The sequence below is a fragment of the Massilia sp. MP_M2 genome (genome assembly GCF_039123635.1).
Classification (GTDB): Bacteria; Pseudomonadota; Gammaproteobacteria; order Burkholderiales; family Burkholderiaceae_D; genus Telluria.
The window spans coordinates 165,957-182,144 of record NZ_JBCHJF010000002.1 but is presented as its reverse complement, the minus strand read 5'-3'; the positions used below and the strand labels follow the sequence as shown (position 1 = coordinate 182,144).

Genomic DNA, 16,188 nt, shown 5'->3' with positions numbered 1-16,188 from the left:
AGGTCTGCGACGCTTACGCGTTCTCGACGATGATGCCTTCGATGATATTGGCCACGTCTTCGCAGCGATCGGTAACCGTCTCGAGAATCTCGTAGATGGCCTTCATCTTGATCAGGTTACGCACGTCCGGCTCGTCGCGAAACAGCTTGGACATCGCCGCGCGCATCACGTGGTCGGCGTCCGATTCCAGGCGGTCGATCTCTTCGCACAGCGCGACGATCCTGGCGGCGTTGTCCATATTGTGCAGCAGTGAGACGGCTTCCTGCACCTTCAGGCAGCAGGCCAGGCACAGCTCGGCCAGACGCTTGGCTTCCAGCGTCACGGCTTGCAGGTCGTACAGCGAAATCGTCTGGGCCGCGTCTTCCATCATGTCCAGGATGTCGTCCATGCGCGTGATCAGCTTGTGGATATCGTCGCGGTCGATCGGCGTGATGAAGCTTTTGTGCAGCAAGTCCACCGTGGCATAGGTGATCTTGTCAGCCTGCTTTTCGATCGTCTCGATCGCATGGGTGCGGGTTTCGAGGTCATCGAAGTTGGTCATCAGACTGACCATCTCCTGCGCCCCTTTGACGCACAAGTCGGCATGCTGATTGAAAAGATCGAAAAACTTGCCCTCGGTGGGCATGAAACGTCCAAACATAGATTCTCCGTATTGACTCTCTGGGATCACGCGCTCGCGCCGGAAATGCGGCCACGCGCAAAGGCGGCCATTAAAACATCAATGGCCGCCTCGGTGTTACTACAAATGGTTATTTAGTCACCTTGGTACACAGACAGGTTGCCGCTGTAATTGCCGAACTTGGTGTACTGGCCGATCCAGGTCAGGCGGATCGCGCCAATGGGACCGTTACGCTGCTTGCCGATGATGATTTCGGCCGTGCCCTTGTCGGGCGAATCGGGGTTGTAGACCTCGTCGCGGTACAGGAAGATGATGACGTCGGCATCTTGCTCGATTGCGCCGGATTCGCGCAAGTCGGACATCACGGGCCGCTTGTTCGGCCGTTGTTCCAGCGAGCGGTTCAGCTGCGACAGCGCCACCACAGGGCATTGCAGCTCCTTGGCCAGGCCCTTGAGCGAGCGCGAAATCTCCGAAATTTCAGCGGTGCGGTTATCGCCCGGCTGGCTACCCTGCATCAGCTGCAAGTAGTCGACGATGATCAGGCCCAGCTTGCCGCACTGGCGCGCCAGGCGTCGCGCACGCGCACGCATCTCGATCGGGTTCAGCGCCGGCGTCTCGTCGATGTACAGCTGGGCGTCGTTCATCTTTTGAATGGCGTGGGTCAGGCGCGGCCAATCCTCGTCGTTCAGGCGCCCGGTACGCAGCCGGTGCTGGTCGAGCTGGCCGACCGAACCCAGCATACGCATCGCCAGCTGGGTACCGCCCATCTCCATCGAGAAAATTGCGACCGGCAGACCGGCCTCGATCGCGACGTTCTCGCCGATATTGACCGAGAACGCCGTCTTGCCCATCGACGGACGACCGGCAACGATGACGAGGTCGCCCGGTTGCAGGCCGGACGTCATGCGGTCGAGGTCGATAAAGCCGGTGGGCACCCCGGTAATCTCGCCCTGATTCTCGCGGCTATAGAGTTCGTCGATGCGCTCGACGACCTGCGTCAGCAGCGGCTGGATCGGATTCCAGCCCTGCTGGCCGCGCGAGCCGGATTCGGCAATGGCAAAGATCTTGGACTCGGCTTCGTCGAGCATCTGCTTGACTTCCTTGCCCTGCGGGTTGAACGCATTGCCCGAGATTTCATCGGCCACAGTGATCAGCTTGCGCAGGATGCCGCGGTCGCGCACGATCTCGGCATAGCGCCGGATATTGGCAGCCGACGGCGTGTTCTGCGCCATCGCATTCAGGTATTGCAGGCCGCCCACGTCATCGGCCTTGCCGAGCTGGTTACAGGCTTCGTAGACGGTAATCACGTCGGCCGGCTTGCCGCCGTTGATCAGGCGGACCATCTGTTCGAAGATGATGCGGTGATCGTAGCGGTAGAAGTCTTCCGCGTTCATGAAGTCGGCAATGCGGTCCCATGCGGCGTTATCGCGCAGCAAGCCGCCAATGACGGATTGCTCGGCTTCGATGGAGTGCGGGGGGATGCGCAGGGCGTCGAGTTGCGGATCTGGAGGTGCTGCGTTCATGGGCGGGATTATACCTTTTCCGGTCTTGCGACTGGCAATAATGGAAAGCCGAAAAGCAAAAAAGCCGGGCGAACCCGGCTTTTTCAGAACTGCGTGCTCAGCACATGTACAGCGTGTGCTTAGGCAGCTTCGCCCACAACAGCGACGGTGATTTCCGACACGACGTCGGTGTGCAGAGCGACTGCAACCGGGAATTCGCCGGTGGTTTTCAAAGGGCCGGTCGGCAGGCGCACTTGCGACTTCTCGACAGCGAAACCTTGCTTGGTCAGCGCTTCGGCGATGTCGAAGTTGGTGACCGAACCGAACAGACGGCCATCAACGCCGGCTTTCTGGCCGATGGTGACGGTCATGCCGCTCAGCTTGTCGCCTTCGGCCTGGGCAGCCGACAGCTTTTCAGCTGCTGCTTTTTCCAGTTCAGCGCGCTTGGCTTCGAACTCGGCGACGGCGCCGGCGGTAGCGCGGCGGGCCATCTTTTGTGGGATCAGGAAGTTACGTGCGTAACCGTCCTTGACCTTGACGACGTCGCCCAGGTTGCCGACGTTGACTACTTTTTCCAACAGAATGATTTGCATAGTGATCTCCAGATGTCTGACTGTCGTGACCGACGATTAACCGTGGTGCAGGTCGGTGTACGGCAGCAGCGCAAGGTAGCGTGCGCGCTTGATCGCGGTGTCGACCTGACGCTGATAGTGCGCCTTGGTGCCGGTCAGACGTGCTGGCATGATCTTGCCGTTTTCCTGGACGAAGTCCTTCAGGGTGTCGACGTCCTTGTAGTCCACCTGCTCAACGCCAGCGGCGGTGAAGCGGCAGAATTTCTTGCGCTTGAACAGCGGGTTTTGCTGTTTGCGCTTCTCTTTGAGTTTCGCTTTGTTTTTGTCGAACTTTTTACCGAATGCCATTTGAGGCTCCTGTATCTAAATTGCCGGGTTAAGCGGCACTGAAATCAATGATGTGAAACACCAGGGCTTTGCTGTTGCGATTTTTCCGTGCAAGAAATCCGTTGAACCTGTAGCTGGCGCCAAGTTCGGCGCTGGCAAACCTGCCCGAAATCTCGCCCGCGGCGAACGCGGGGACTTCGAACGCGACCGACCTTTCGACTCCGGCCTCTTCCTGCTGCGATTCGTGCATCAGGACGGCTGAAACGATTGGCACACCGGCCGGGGTGTAACGCAGTACGTCGCGCTCGGCGATGGTCGCCATGAGCTGGAGGTGGTTTGCGCTGTGCACCCGGTATTACTGGTTACTACGAATAACTGGGAAAAACTTAAGCAGCAGCAGGCGCTGGCGCAGCGGCTGGAGCGGCTGCAGGCGCAGCGGCTTCGGCACGGTGGCTCTTGGCTGCGTCTTCGCGCTGCACCGATTTCATCATCGGCGACGGTGCGGTTTCAGCTTTTTTCAGCTTGACGGTCAGGTGACGCAGAACCGCATCATTGAACTTGAATGCAGTTTCCAGCTCGACCAGGGTCTCGTTGTCGCATTCGATGTTCAGGCAGATGTAGTGTGCTTTTGGCAGCTTCTGGATCTGGTATGCCATCTGGCGGCGGCCCCAGTCTTCAACGCGATGGATGTTACCGCCGCGGCTGGTCACCGTGGTCTTGTAACGCTCGATCATCGCCGGGACTTGTTCGCTCTGGTCCGGATGGACGATAAACACGATTTCATAATGACGCATGCATTACTCCTTGAGGACGTTTAACAAATGCCCACCTCGGCGTCAAGACGAGTGTGGGAAGGGAAAGCCGGCAATTATAACCCGGATCTCGGTGGCTTGGAAAGCCCAATGACGCATTGCAGGCACGTTCAGCCCGTCTTGCGACAGATCTGACTCGACAATTCCGGGGTTTTGGCGCATGTTTGGACCCTGAATCGGGATTTTCGCGATATTTTTTGCGTTTCCCCTTGCGCGCGGCAGAATACTGTACAAAAATACAGGTTACACACATAACCGGTTGCTGTAACACATTTATGCTAAAGCTCACTGCACGGCAAGAACAGATCCTGAACCTGATCAAGGAAGCGATCGAGAACACCGGTTTCCCCCCGACCCGGGCTGAAATCGCTTCCGAACTTGGTTTCCGCTCGGCCAATGCGGCTGAAGAACATCTGCAAGCGCTGGCGCGCAAGGGCGCCATCGAAATTTCGCCGGGCACGTCGCGTGGCATTCGCCTGATCGGCGCGAGCGTCGAGGCGATTCCGATGCCGCCACCGTCGTTCATGTCGCTGCCGCTGGTCGGGCGCGTCGCGGCGGGCAATCCGATCCTGGCGCAGGAGCACGTCGAAGCCACTTACAACGTCGACGCCGCGATGTTCGCAGCGCGGCCCGATTTTCTGCTGAAGGTCAAGGGCTGGTCGATGCGCGACGCCGGCATCATGGATGGCGACTTTTTGGCGGTCAAGAAAATCGACAGCGCCAAGAATGGCCAGATCGTCGTCGCGCGCCTGGGCGACGAAGTCACGGTCAAGCGCTATCGCAAGACGGGTGATCTGGTCGAGCTGCTGCCAGAAAACCCCGACTTCAACATCATTGCCGTCTCGCCAGACGAAGAGTTTGCACTCGAAGGCCTGGCTGTTGGTCTGATGCGTAGCTGGAACTGATGCAAAGGCGCCGGCCTCTCCCTGCCGGCGCCCGTCCTGCCCTGCCTACTTCGACGCCTTCTTCACGACCGCATTGTGCTGGCTGACAAAGGCCTCGGTCGCACTGCGCCACGCGGCAAAATCGGCCAGGATCATCTTTGAATTGACCTTCGCGCCTTCCGCGATATTCTGCCGCACCTGCTCCAGGTAGGCTGCCGATGCCTCTGTTTCCTGCTTGTTCATCAGCTTGGCGATATCGGCCGGAATCTTCTTGGTCAATGGCGACTGCGCGTTCAGGTTCGTTACCATCTTGTTATAGCAATCCTGCCAGCCCGTCACCAGCTTGTTGACGCGATCGATCTCGTCGTTGACTTTCGACACGGCTGGAATGCGCGGCGACGGGCAACGGTATTCGCCCGACTGCAGCTCGGCGCCATCGTAGCCCTTGATCCAGTAATCGATCTCGGCGCGCTTGGTCACGCGCTGTTCCATCACGACCAGCGATTCGGCCGCGACCTTGTTGCCCTTGGCCGCCGACTTTTCGAACAATGCCTTGGCCGCCGCCTCGTCGACGGCGCCCGCTTCGCCATACCAGTACATCTGGCCCAGCTGCTGCTGCGCTTGTGGATTGCCGGCATTGGCCAGCTTGGTGTAGAGCTTGAGCGCGCCCGCGTAATCCTTCTTTTCGAACAGCGCATTGGCGTCTTCCAGCTCGCCCGCATAGGCAGTGCTGGCGATGCTCAGGGGCAGGTACAGGGACAGGCAGAGCAGGAAACGTTTCATGGGCATCCGAAGAAAATGACAAGCTGACGATGGCGCATCATAGCCCCCTTTTACAGCCAAACTCAACCGTAAAAATGACAAGGCCGGCATCGCGCCGGCCTTCTTTGCATGGCTTTACGCCACGCGGTAACGCCACGCGGTAACGCCACGCGGTAACGCCACGCGGTAACGCCGCGCGGTAACGCCGCGCGATACGCCGCGCGGTAACGCCGGGCGGTACGCCGTACTTACGCGTCCAGCGCCTGGCGGAAGTCTTCAACCAGGTCATCGGTGTCCTCGATGCCCACCGACACACGGATCAGCGACTCGGCAATGCCCATGCTGGCGCGGCGCTCGGCGCCCATCTCGAAGAAGATCGTGTGCGCCACCGGAATGACCAGCGTACGGTTGTCGCCCAGGTTCGACGCCGGAATCGCCAGCTGCAGGCGATTGAGGTAATCGAACGGATCGATGGCCTCGTGCAGCTCGAAGCTGAGCAGCGAACCACCGGCGCGAAACAGCGACGTGACAATACCATGCTGTGGGTGCGAGGCCAGGCCCGGATAGTGGACCTTCGCCACGCGCTCGTCAGCCTCGAGCATCGTGGCCAGCGCCAGTGCATTGGCGCAGGTACGCGTCATGCGCAGCGCCAGTGTCTCGGCGCCGACGGCGATGTGATGCGCCGCTTCCGGCCCAAGCGAGGCGCCGAAGTCGCGCAGCGCTTTCGCGCGCAGTTGCGCCATGCCCTGGGCCTGCGCCGGCTGCTTGCGAAAGTTCGGTGCGATGTTGGGGAAGGTGCTCCAGTCAAACAGCCCGGTATCAGTCAGCGCGCCGCCGAGCGCGATGCCGTGACCACCGATGGACTTGGTCAGCGAATTGACCACGAGACCAGCACCGACGCTCTTCGGGCGGAACAGCCATGGCGACGTCATCGTGTTGTCGACCACGTACAGGATGCCCCGCTCACGGCACAGCTCGCCGATGCGGGCCAGGTCCGCCACTTGCGTGCGCGGATTGGCGATCGTCTCGACGAACACCATGCGCGTGTTGGGCGTCAACGCCGCTTCGACTTGCGCCACATCGGTCGCATCGACAAAGGCAACATCGACGCCCTGCCCCGCCACCGTCTGCCACAGGCTGTTGGTATTACCAAACAGGAAGCTCGACGAGACGATGGCGTCGCCCGCCTTGAGCAAGGCCTGGAACAGCGCGCCAATGGCCGCCATGCCGGTGCCGAAGCACAGCGTGGCGACGCCATCTTCCATCTTGCTCACCTTGTCCTCGAGCGCGCTGACGGTCGGATTGCCCTGGCGACCATAACGGAAGCCCGGCTCCTTGCCCTGGAACACGGACGCGAGCTGGCGCGCATCCGTGTAGCCGAACGCGACGGAGGTGTGGATCGGCTTGTGCAGCGAACCGTGCTCGATCGGCTTGTACCGGTCGTTGTGCAGGATCGTCGTGGTAAAGCCGTAGGTTTTTTTCTCGCTCATGCTTACTCGGCGGCGGCGGGGTTCAAATTCAGTTGGGTACGGACCTGGTCTTCATCCTTGGCGGCAGGATTATGACGCGCCGTTTCCTGGCGATCGAGGTATTCCGGGGTCACGTCGCCCGTCACATAGACGCCGTCGAAGCACGACGCCTCGAAGTTCGTCAGTGCCGGATTGACGTCCGAAATCGCGCGCTTGAGGGCATCGATGTCCTGGTAAATCACGCGGTCGGCGGTAATCTCACGGCAGACTTCTTCGGTCGTGCGGCCGTAGGCGATCAGTTCGTCGCGGGTCGGCATGTCGATGCCGTACACGTTCGGGTACAGCACCGGTGGCGCGGCCGAGGCGAAGTACACCTTGCGCGCGCCGGCTTCACGGGCCATCTGCACGATCTCGCGGCTGGTGGTGCCGCGCACGATCGAATCGTCGACCAGCAGCACGTTCTTGTCCTTGAATTCGGAAATGATCGCATTGAGCTTCTGACGCACGGATTTCTTGCGCATGCCCTGGCCCGGCATGATGAAGGTGCGGCCGATGTAGCGGTTCTTGATGAAGCCTTCGCGGTATTCGACGCCCAGTTTCAACGCCAGCTGAATGGCGGCAGGACGCGACGAATCGGGAATCGGCATGACGACGTCAATGTCTTCGACCGGGATTTCACTGAGAACCTTGTCGGCCAGGTATTCACCCATGCGCAGGCGCGTAGCGTAGACCGACGCGCCATCGATCACCGAGTCCGGGCGGGCCAGGTAGACGAATTCGAACGCGCACGGATTGAGCGATGGATTTTCGGCGCACTGGCGCTCGGACAGCTTGCCATCATTGGTGATGAAGACCGCCTCGCCCGGCGCGATGTCGCGCACGAAACGAAAGCCCAGGCCTTCGAGAGCGACCGACTCGCTGGCGACCAGGTATTCGTTGCCGTTCTCGGTTTCGTTCACGCCCAGGCACAGCGGACGGATGCCAAACGGATCGCGGAACGCCAGCATGCCATGGCCGGCGATCTGCGCGACGACCGCATAGGCCCCGCGCACGCGGCGGTGCACGGCGGCGACGGCCTTGAAGATGGCGTCGGCGTCGAGCGAGAAGCCATCGGCCGCTTCCTGGATTTCGTGGGCCAGCACGTTGAGCAGCACCTCGGAATCGGAATCGGTGTTGATGTGGCGGCGGTCGTTACGGAACAGCTCATCCCTGAGCTGAGCCTGGTTGGTCAGGTTGCCGTTGTGCGCGAGCGTGATGCCGAATGGCGCGTTGACGTAGAACGGTTGCGCCTCTTCTTCGCTCGACGAACCTGCGGTCGGGTAACGGCAATGGCCGATGCCGGTGTTGCCCTGCAGCGAACGCATGTTCCGGGTACGGAAAACGTCACGTACCAGGCCGTTGGCCTTGAACATCGAGAACATGCTGCTGTGATTGGTCGCAATGCCCGCAGCGTCCTGGCCGCGGTGCTGCAGCAGCAGCAATGCATCGTACAGAAGCTGGTTGACGGGAGAGTGCGAAACGACGCCGACGATGCCACACATGAAGTGCTCCTAAAAGCTTGGGTGCAAAATGACAGAAAACTGCGAAAACAACGAATACTGGTCTAGTAATTAATATGCTGCGCAAAGGCAGCGGGCAAGAATGGTTTGACGGTGCGCGCGCCGGTCTCGGCAATCGGTGACAACAGCGCGTCGCGCCAGAACGCCTGCTGCGGAATCGCCGTCATCCCGCACAATATGACGCCTGCGAGCACGATCACAACGCCTCGCGCCAGGCCGAACAAGCCGCCCAGGCCACGGTCCGCCAGCGACAGGCCCGTGGCCGCAACCACCGCGCCAATTGCCATCGACAGCAAGCCCATCAGAACTCGCACGCCCAGGAACAACGCAATGAAGGCGGCCATCAGGCGCGCGGTCCCGCCCGGAATCACCTCGGGCAGCAAGGGCGCGAGCTGGGCGCCGTAGACATTGGCCACCACGAAGGCGACGACCCAGCCTACCAGCGACAGGATTTCCTTCACCAGGCCGCGTAGCGTGCTGATCACGACAGACGCGATCAGCACGAACAGCACCAGGTAATCGAAAATCGTCACGCTGCAGCGAGGATCAGAGCGGCACCATCGTGCCGGACAGACCGATGCCGCCTAATTTGGCACGCACTTTCTCTGCTTCTTCCTTGCTGAACGGGCCGACCCGCACGCGGATCAGTTCGCCAGACTTCTGGGTGAACGAGGCGACGCCGGCGGCGCGCAGGCGGCTTTGCAATTCGGTGACTTTTTCCTGGCTGGCCAGCGCGGCAACCTGCACCACGAAGCGCGGCGCCGGCCCCTCGGCCTTGATCGTTTTTGGCTCGGGCTTGGCGGCTGGCTTGTCTTCGAGAATCGCGATGGCGCGCGCGGCGTCGTCCGGACGGGCCGGCTTGGCGACCTGCTCGGCTTTTGGATGCGAATCGGCGGCTTTCTCGGCGACCTTGACCGGTTTCTTCTCTGGCTCGGGCTTTTTCTCGGGCTCGCTCTTGCGCTCGGCCTTGACGGGCTCGGGCTTTGTCACTGGCCTGGCTTCGGTTTCTGGCTTTGGCGTTGCTTCGGGCTTCGGCGTCGGCTTGGCTGTTTCGACCGGCTTGGCTGGCTCGAGCATGCGCATTGGCGGCACCTCGCTGGCGACCGGCGCTGCGGCCACGGCGACCGGGGGCGTGCGCGTACCAGCAGGCGGCGCGGGGACAGCGTCGATGATCTCTTCGTCGCTGTCGACGCTGGCCGTTGGCGCGACCTGCTCGGATGGCACCGGCAGCGGCGCGGCCTTGTCTTTGTCGGGAATGTGGATCGCAATGTCGGTGGCCAGCGGCTTGGGCTCGGAATCGAGCAGCATCGGCAAGGCCACCACGGCCGCCAGGACCAGCGCAATGGCGCCGACCAGGCGGCGACGCGCGCGTTTTTTCTCGGGTAGGATCGGATCGCCACGGCTCGAGCGGCGACCGCCCTCACCGGCCGAGCTTGCACGCTTGGAGCGTGCGCGCTCGGTGTAGGCGGCCTCGTCGTCCTTGACGAAGTGGCCGCTGTCGCGAACAGTTTCTTGCTTGTTTTTAGTGCCGAACGAGAACAAGCCCATGCGATTGAGGTATCAGTGTAGTGAGGATTTACGGGCCGCCATCACGCCGGCAACCGTGTAGAACGAACCAAAGACCACAATTCTATCATTCTCCTCAACCCGGCTCAGCGCATTCGCGTAAGCCTCGGCGGGCGTATCGAAGGTGGTGACAGAAAAATCGCCGGCTTTCGCGCCGGCTGGCTTCAGTGCAGCAATCTTGTTTGCCAATGCTGCAGGGTCGGCCGAGCGCGGCGAATCGAGGCGCGTGACGCACCAGTGATCGATGCTTGATGCCATCGGTGCGATCACGGCGTCGATGTCCTTGTCGTCCATGATGCCGAACACCGCGTACGTGAAGCGGTGAAAGCCCATATTGCCGAGGTTCTGCGCAAGCGTCGATGCGGCGTGCGGATTGTGGGCCACGTCGAGCACCTGGGTCGGGCGTCCCGCGAGCACCTGGAAGCGGCCCGGCAGCTCGACCATCGCCAGACCGGCGCGGGTTTCCTGGGCGCCGCATGGCAAGGTCATGCGCAGCGCCTCGAGGGCGGCCAGCGCGGCGGACGCATTGAGCAACTGGTTGGCACCGCGCAGGGCCGGATACGCCAGTGAGTTACGGCGCCCGGTGCGGCCGGCAAAACTCCACTGCTGCTGGTCGCCCTGGTAGTTGAAGTCGCGGCCGAGCAGCCACAGATCGGCGCCAATGTTCGTTGCATGGTCGATCAGCGACTGTGGGGGCACAGGGTCGCTGCAGATCGCGGTTTTGCCGGCGCGGAAGATGCCGGCTTTTTCGAAGCCGATTTTCTCGCGCGTGTCGCCCAGGTAAGCCGTGTGGTCGATGTCGATGCTGGTAACGATCGACACGTCGGCGTCGATCACGTTGACAGCGTCGAGCCGGCCGCCCAGGCCGACTTCGAGGATGGCGACGTCGATCTCGCTGGTTGACAGCAGGTGGGCGATGGCCAGTGTGGTGAATTCGAAGTACGTGAGGTCCGTATCCCCGCGCGCGGCTTCCACGGCGTTGAAGGCGGTGATCAGGACGTCGTCGGAGGCCATCTCGCCATTGATGCGGGCGCGCTCGTTAAAGTCGAGGAAATGCGGCTTGATGTAGAGGCCGACGCGGTAGCCCGACTGCAGCAACACCGACTCGAGCATCGCACAGGTCGAGCCCTTGCCGTTGGTGCCGGCCACCATGACTACGGGGCATGAAAACGCGAGCTGCAGGCGTTCCTTGACGGCGCGGACGCGGTCCAGGCCCATGTCGATATGGGTTTCGGCATGACGCGATTCGAGCAGCGCCAGCCAGTCGGGCAAGGTAGTCGGGAGTGGGGACATGGTGCTCAGCAAAAAGGGAGTCAGCGGGCGATGCGGGAAATGTGAAAGGCGACCGCCGGGGCCGCCGTATGGCATGGCGGCGCCGGTCGCCGTTGGCGCCAATGTTCGCGGGTTGCCCTCGCGGTGGCCTTTGAATGGATCAGGCCAGAACTTCGGTCGCCTGGTTTTGCAGCAGGGCCAGCAGGCGCGCGATTTCTTCACGCATCTTGCGGCGGTCGACGATCATGTCGACAGCGCCCTTCTGGACCAGGAACTCGGCGCGCTGGAAGCCTTCCGGCAATTTCTCACGCACCGTGTTCTCAATGACGCGCGGACCGGCAAAGCCGATCAGGGCCTTCGGCTCGGCGATGACGACGTCGCCCATGAAGGCGAACGAGGCCGAGACACCGCCCATGGTCGGGTCTGTCAGCACGCTGATGAACGGCAGCTTCTTCTCGGACAGCTTGGTCAGCATCGCCGTGGTCTTGGCCATCTGCATCAGCGACAGCAAACCTTCCTGCATGCGCGCGCCGCCGGTGGCAGTGATGCAAATGAACGGCACCTTCTGCTCGAGCGCGACCTGCGCGCCACGCACGAAACGCTCACCGACCACCGAGCCCATCGAGCCACCCATGAATTCGAATTCGAAACAGGCCACGACCACCGGCAAGCTCATGATCGAGCCGCCCTGGACAATCAGCGCATCGGTCTCGCCGGTGGCTTCCATGGCAGCCTTGAGGCGGTCCGGATACTTCTTGCTGTCCTTGAACTTCAAGGTATCGACTGGCAACGTCTCCTGGCCAATGTCGTAGCGACCGCCTTCATCGAGCAGCGAATCCAGGCGCGCACGCGCGCGGATGCGCATGTGATGGGAGCACTTCGGGCACACGTGCAGGTTGGACTCGATATCCGCCCGGTACAGCACCGACTCGCACGACGGACACTTGACCCAGAGGCCCTCGGGCATGGTCTTGCGGTTAGCGGCATCGGAGCGCTGGATCCGAGGGGGCAGCAGTTTTTCCAACCAACTCATATTCTCTCCTTTGCGGCAAATCTTACAGTGGGGCGTAGTGTAGCCGCTCGCAGGCAGCTTGTCGAATCGTAGCAAATTATCAAGATTGCCAATCAAACATCACACAGCACCCACAACCCGCACCCCATAGCGATCACCCTCAAACAATGAGGGTCAGAGTCGAATTGTTTGACAACTTTCGATAATTTCCCAATAAATAGCATCGATCCTCGGCCGAATTAATGCCGCAATAGATCCTTTTCGCAATATGAGGGACAGAGTCAAGTGGATCAGCCAGATAATCAATTTCTCAACAATTAGGGTCAGAGTGGATTTATTGGGCAATTCCTCGAAGTTGTCAAACAATTCGACTCTGACCCTAATTTATTTACGCGGTGATTTTTGGCGATTATTTCGCTGGCAACGCGATATCGTTGACCGTATATTCAACGCCTCCCAAGCGCGCCGCCACGATGTTATATATCCATGCACTCAGCATTCCAGCAAGATAGATGCTGACGATATACACAACTGCAAACAGAATGACCACGCCGGCACCAATCGGCGGCACCTCTGCGCCCGTCAGGATGGCAAGGAGAAATATCGCCAAGACCGGGAGCATAGCGACGAAATAAACTGCCGCCAACATCTTTCCGAACTGGGCCACTGCAATGTGCTTGACACGCTTCTTCATCGAACGCTCCCTCAGGTTGAGCTACGGAGAGATCAATTTACTGATGGAAAATGAAAAAGCTTTAAGCTGGCGCAACTAGCAGGAAAGATGTGGCGGTCAGCCTGCAAAAAATCCATTGGCCATGACCGTCGCAAGCAGACATTGATAAGATTCACCTGCCAATCGCAAAAAGTTGTCAAACAATTCGACTCTGACCCTAATTGGATTGCAAGAACTTGGAGGCAATCACCATGAGGGTCAGCGTCGAATTAAATGACAACATTTTACGAGGAAATTGCTCAATAATTCGACTCTGACCCTCATTGGCATTTGGCTGGTGGCTTAGCGCGCGTCGAGGGCGGTGCGGATGGTGGTGGTGAAGGCGCGGACGGCGTCGACGGCCTGGCCTGGCGGGCTGTTTTCGATTTCCTGGATGATGCGGCTGCCGATGACGACGGCGTCGGCCACTTCGGCAACGGCTCTGGCCGTTGCGCCGTCGCGGATGCCGAAGCCCACGCCGATCGGCAGTTTGACGTGCTCGCGGATCGCCGCCACGCGGCGGGCAACGTCGTCGGTATCGATGGTGCCGGCGCCCGTCACGCCTTTCAGCGAAACGTAGTAGCTAAAGCCGCCGCCGTATTGGGCCACCTGCTTGACGCGCTCCGTGGTCGATGTCGGGGCCAGCAGGAAGATCAGGTCCAGGTCGTTGTCGCGCATCGCAGTGGCGAACGTGGCGCATTCTTCGGGCGGGTAGTCGACGACGATCGCGCCGTCGGCACCGGCTTCTTTGGCGCAGCGGATGAATTCGGCCTGGCCCATGCGTTCGATCGGGTTGGCGTAACCCATCAGCACCACCGGCGTGTCGGGGTCGTTCTTGCGGAATTCACGCACGAAGCCGAACACGTCTTTCAGGCCGACATTGAACTTGAGTGCGCGCTCGCAGGCGCGCTGGATGACTGGGCCTTCGGCCATCGGGTCCGAAAATGGCACGCCCAGTTCGAGGATGTTGGCGCCGCCCTCTACCAGCGCGTGCATCAGCGGGACGGTCAGTTCGGGGCCCGGGTCGCCGGCCGTGATGAAGGTGACGAGAGCGGTCTTGTTGTGCGCCTTGAGCGCGGTAAAAGTCTGTTCGATGCGGGACATGCTGGGTTCCTTTGATAATCGGAAAAGGCGACTACCCCGGCTGACCGGGGCAGGATGGAATGGTTGACGCCGGCATCAGCCGAAATCAAGCCCCATCCGCTGTGCCACCGTGTGCATGTCCTTGTCGCCGCGGCCCGACAGATTGACCAGGATGATCTGGTCCTTCGGCAGCGTCGCCGCCAGCTTCACTGCATACGCGATCGCATGCGACGATTCCAGCGCCGGAATGATGCCTTCGATGCGGCAGCAGTCGTGGAATGCCTGCAGCGCCTCGTCGTCCGTGACCGACACGTACTCGGCGCGCAGCGTGTCTTTCAGCCACGCGTGTTCTGGCCCGACGCCCGGATAATCCAGGCCCGCCGACACCGAATGCGTCTCGGCGATCTGCCCGTTTTCGTCCTGCAGCAGATAGGTGCGGTTGCCGTGCAGCACGCCCGGCAGGCCGGATGTCAGCGAGGCCGAGTGCTTGCCCGAGTCCAGGCCCTCCCCCGCTGCCTCGACGCCCAACAGCTTGACGCCCGGCTCGCCGATATACGGATAGAAGATGCCCATCGCATTCGAGCCGCCGCCGATGCAGGCGAGGACGTAGTCAGGCTGACGCCCCGTCATGGCCGGCATCTGCACGCGGCACTCTTCGCCGATCACCGCCTGGAAGTCGCGCACCATCATCGGATACGGGTGCGGGCCAGCCACCGTACCGATGATGTAGAACGTGTTTTCAATGTTCGTGACCCAGTCGCGCATCGCTTCGTTGAGCGCGTCCTTGAGCGTCTTCGAGCCCGATTCCACCGGCACCACGGTCGCGCCCAGGAGCTTCATGCGGTACACGTTCTGGGCCTGGCGTTTGACGTCTTCGCTGCCCATGTAGACCACGCACTCGAGGCCAAAGCGCGCGCAGATGGTGGCCGTGGCCACGCCGTGCTGGCCGGCGCCGGTTTCAGCGATGATGCGTGGCTTGCCCATGCGCCGCGCGAGCAGCGCCTGGCCAATCACGTTGTTGATCTTGTGCGCGCCGGTGTGGTTCAGGTCTTCGCGCTTGAGGTAGATCTGCGCACCGCCGGCCATCTCGGACCAGCGCCGCGCGTGGTACACGGGCGACGGACGGCCAACGAAGTGCGCCAGCTCGTAGCGGTACTCTTCGAGAAATTCAGGGTCTTGCGCGTACTTTGCGTAGGCTTCGCTCAGCTCGGCCAGCGCGTGCGTCAGCGTCTCGGCGACGAAGGCGCCGCCGTAGGGGCCGAAGTGCCCCTGCGCGTTGGGCAGGGCGTAATCGGGGGTCTTGAACAGCGGGGCGGCGTTAGGCGCTGCCTTGAATGGGAGGTTGTGCATGGTATGTCTCGCTATGAATAGTGGCATCGGCTGCCCGCACGGCCGCGACAAACGCGGCCATCTTGCGGGCGTCCTTGATACCCTTTGCTGCTTCGACACCACTGCTGATGTCGACGGCAAAGGGCCGAACGCGTACGACACCGTCAGTGGTGTTGTGTACGTTCAAGCCACCACTCAAAACGACCCGAGGCGCGAGCTCTTTTGGGATGAGAGACCAATCGAAGACCTTTCCTGCGCCGCCATAAGCGTCCACGTACGTATCGAGCAGAAGACTCGAGAACCATGGACTGGCGGTGCGGTATGCAAGCTCACATTCTAGCAGCGTGCCAGGGATCGTGTCAGGCTTGACGCGAAACGCGCGCATGAACGGGCGCTGGACGGCCGCCGCAATCGCCGCGCACTGCTCCACCGTCTCATCACCGTGGAACTGGATCAGCGCGAGCGGCATCGCTGCCGCGACTTCCTGCACCTCGGCCAGCGTCGGATTGACGAACAGCGCCACGCCACTCACAAACGGCGGCAGGCCGGCGCACAAGGCGCCGGCGCGGGCCGGGCTCACATACCGTGGGCTCTTCGGATAGAACACGAAGCCCAAGGCATCGGCGCCCGCAGCGACAGCGGCGCTCAGGTCTTCTTCGCGGGTGATGCCGCAGATTTTGATACGGGTACGTTGCATATGCTTACTTC

The 16,188-nt window shown here is 61.2% G+C and carries 19 protein-coding genes; 2 read left to right on the top strand and 17 right to left on the bottom strand.

The window, feature by feature from the left end:
- Positions 1-13: 13 nt before the first annotated feature.
- Positions 14-640, bottom strand: a complete 627-nt coding sequence (locus tag RCH14_RS05630; RefSeq protein ID WP_343025178.1) for a DUF47 domain-containing protein — start codon at positions 638-640, stop codon at positions 14-16.
- Between RCH14_RS05630 and RCH14_RS05625 the strand changes: the two genes are divergently transcribed.
- Positions 584-757, top strand: coding sequence for a hypothetical protein (locus RCH14_RS05625; protein ID WP_343025555.1), 174 nt, complete (start codon positions 584-586; stop codon positions 755-757). The two genes, RCH14_RS05630 and RCH14_RS05625, sit on opposite strands and share 57 nt — an antisense overlap.
- Here RCH14_RS05625 and RCH14_RS05620 read toward each other — a convergent pair.
- The 5 genes from RCH14_RS05620 to rpsF form a co-directional block, all read right to left on the bottom strand.
- Positions 754-2,142, bottom strand: a complete 1,389-nt coding sequence (locus RCH14_RS05620) for a replicative DNA helicase (RefSeq protein WP_343025177.1) — start codon at positions 2,140-2,142, stop codon at positions 754-756. The two genes, RCH14_RS05625 and RCH14_RS05620, sit on opposite strands and share 4 nt — an antisense overlap.
- Positions 2,143-2,261: 119 nt before the next feature.
- The gene (gene rplI / locus RCH14_RS05615) at positions 2,262-2,714 is read right to left on the bottom strand and encodes a 50S ribosomal protein L9 (RefSeq protein ID WP_183555513.1); all 453 of its coding nucleotides are present in this window, start codon (positions 2,712-2,714) and stop codon (positions 2,262-2,264) included.
- Between the two features lie 36 nt (positions 2,715-2,750).
- Complete coding sequence (gene rpsR, locus RCH14_RS05610; protein ID WP_183555514.1) at positions 2,751-3,041, bottom strand: 30S ribosomal protein S18; 291 nt, start codon at positions 3,039-3,041, stop codon at positions 2,751-2,753.
- A 28-nt stretch (positions 3,042-3,069) separates the two neighbouring features.
- Positions 3,070-3,369 (bottom strand): primosomal replication protein N, encoded by a 300-nt coding sequence (gene priB / locus RCH14_RS05605; protein ID WP_343025176.1) that lies wholly within the window; start codon positions 3,367-3,369, stop codon positions 3,070-3,072.
- Positions 3,370-3,406: 37 nt separating this feature from the next.
- The gene (gene rpsF, locus RCH14_RS05600; RefSeq protein ID WP_183555516.1) at positions 3,407-3,814 is read right to left on the bottom strand and encodes a 30S ribosomal protein S6; all 408 of its coding nucleotides are present in this window, start codon (positions 3,812-3,814) and stop codon (positions 3,407-3,409) included.
- 293 nt (positions 3,815-4,107) lie between these two features.
- Here rpsF and lexA point away from each other — a divergent pair, with 293 nt between their 5' ends.
- On the top strand, positions 4,108-4,737 hold the full coding sequence (gene lexA / locus RCH14_RS05595; RefSeq protein WP_332531557.1) for a transcriptional repressor LexA: 630 nt from the start codon (positions 4,108-4,110) through the stop codon (positions 4,735-4,737).
- Positions 4,738-4,782: 45 nt separating this feature from the next.
- On the opposite strand, the gene RCH14_RS05590 is transcribed toward lexA, so the two are convergent.
- From RCH14_RS05590 to RCH14_RS05540, 11 genes are all read right to left on the bottom strand, one after another.
- The gene (locus RCH14_RS05590) at positions 4,783-5,499 is read right to left on the bottom strand and encodes a sel1 repeat family protein (protein WP_343025175.1); all 717 of its coding nucleotides are present in this window, start codon (positions 5,497-5,499) and stop codon (positions 4,783-4,785) included.
- Positions 5,500-5,726: 227 nt separating this feature from the next.
- Positions 5,727-6,968 (bottom strand): cystathionine gamma-synthase family protein, encoded by a 1,242-nt coding sequence (locus RCH14_RS05585; protein ID WP_343025174.1) that lies wholly within the window; start codon positions 6,966-6,968, stop codon positions 5,727-5,729.
- 2 nt (positions 6,969-6,970) lie between these two features.
- Complete coding sequence (gene purF / locus RCH14_RS05580; protein ID WP_343025173.1) at positions 6,971-8,488, bottom strand: amidophosphoribosyltransferase; 1,518 nt, start codon at positions 8,486-8,488, stop codon at positions 6,971-6,973.
- Between the two features lie 62 nt (positions 8,489-8,550).
- Positions 8,551-9,039, bottom strand: coding sequence for a CvpA family protein (locus RCH14_RS05575; RefSeq protein ID WP_343025172.1), 489 nt, complete (start codon positions 9,037-9,039; stop codon positions 8,551-8,553).
- A gap of 13 nt (positions 9,040-9,052) precedes the next feature.
- Positions 9,053-10,054, bottom strand: a complete 1,002-nt coding sequence (locus RCH14_RS05570) for an SPOR domain-containing protein (RefSeq protein ID WP_343025171.1) — start codon at positions 10,052-10,054, stop codon at positions 9,053-9,055.
- A 12-nt stretch (positions 10,055-10,066) separates the two neighbouring features.
- The gene (gene folC / locus RCH14_RS05565) at positions 10,067-11,365 is read right to left on the bottom strand and encodes a bifunctional tetrahydrofolate synthase/dihydrofolate synthase (protein WP_343025170.1); all 1,299 of its coding nucleotides are present in this window, start codon (positions 11,363-11,365) and stop codon (positions 10,067-10,069) included.
- A gap of 139 nt (positions 11,366-11,504) precedes the next feature.
- Positions 11,505-12,377, bottom strand: coding sequence for an acetyl-CoA carboxylase, carboxyltransferase subunit beta (accD, locus tag RCH14_RS05560; protein WP_183555523.1), 873 nt, complete (start codon positions 12,375-12,377; stop codon positions 11,505-11,507).
- A 388-nt stretch (positions 12,378-12,765) separates the two neighbouring features.
- Positions 12,766-13,050, bottom strand: a complete 285-nt coding sequence (locus tag RCH14_RS05555) for a hypothetical protein (protein ID WP_343025169.1) — start codon at positions 13,048-13,050, stop codon at positions 12,766-12,768.
- Between the two features lie 321 nt (positions 13,051-13,371).
- The gene (trpA, locus tag RCH14_RS05550; RefSeq protein WP_343025168.1) at positions 13,372-14,172 is read right to left on the bottom strand and encodes a tryptophan synthase subunit alpha; all 801 of its coding nucleotides are present in this window, start codon (positions 14,170-14,172) and stop codon (positions 13,372-13,374) included.
- A 75-nt stretch (positions 14,173-14,247) separates the two neighbouring features.
- A complete protein-coding gene (gene trpB / locus RCH14_RS05545) occupies positions 14,248-15,501 on the bottom strand; it encodes a tryptophan synthase subunit beta (RefSeq protein ID WP_343025167.1) in 1,254 nt (417 codons plus the stop codon).
- On the bottom strand, positions 15,470-16,177 hold the full coding sequence (locus RCH14_RS05540; RefSeq protein ID WP_343025166.1) for a phosphoribosylanthranilate isomerase: 708 nt from the start codon (positions 16,175-16,177) through the stop codon (positions 15,470-15,472). Before RCH14_RS05540 ends, trpB begins: the two co-directional genes overlap by 32 nt.
- Between the last annotated feature and the right edge of the window lie 11 nt (positions 16,178-16,188).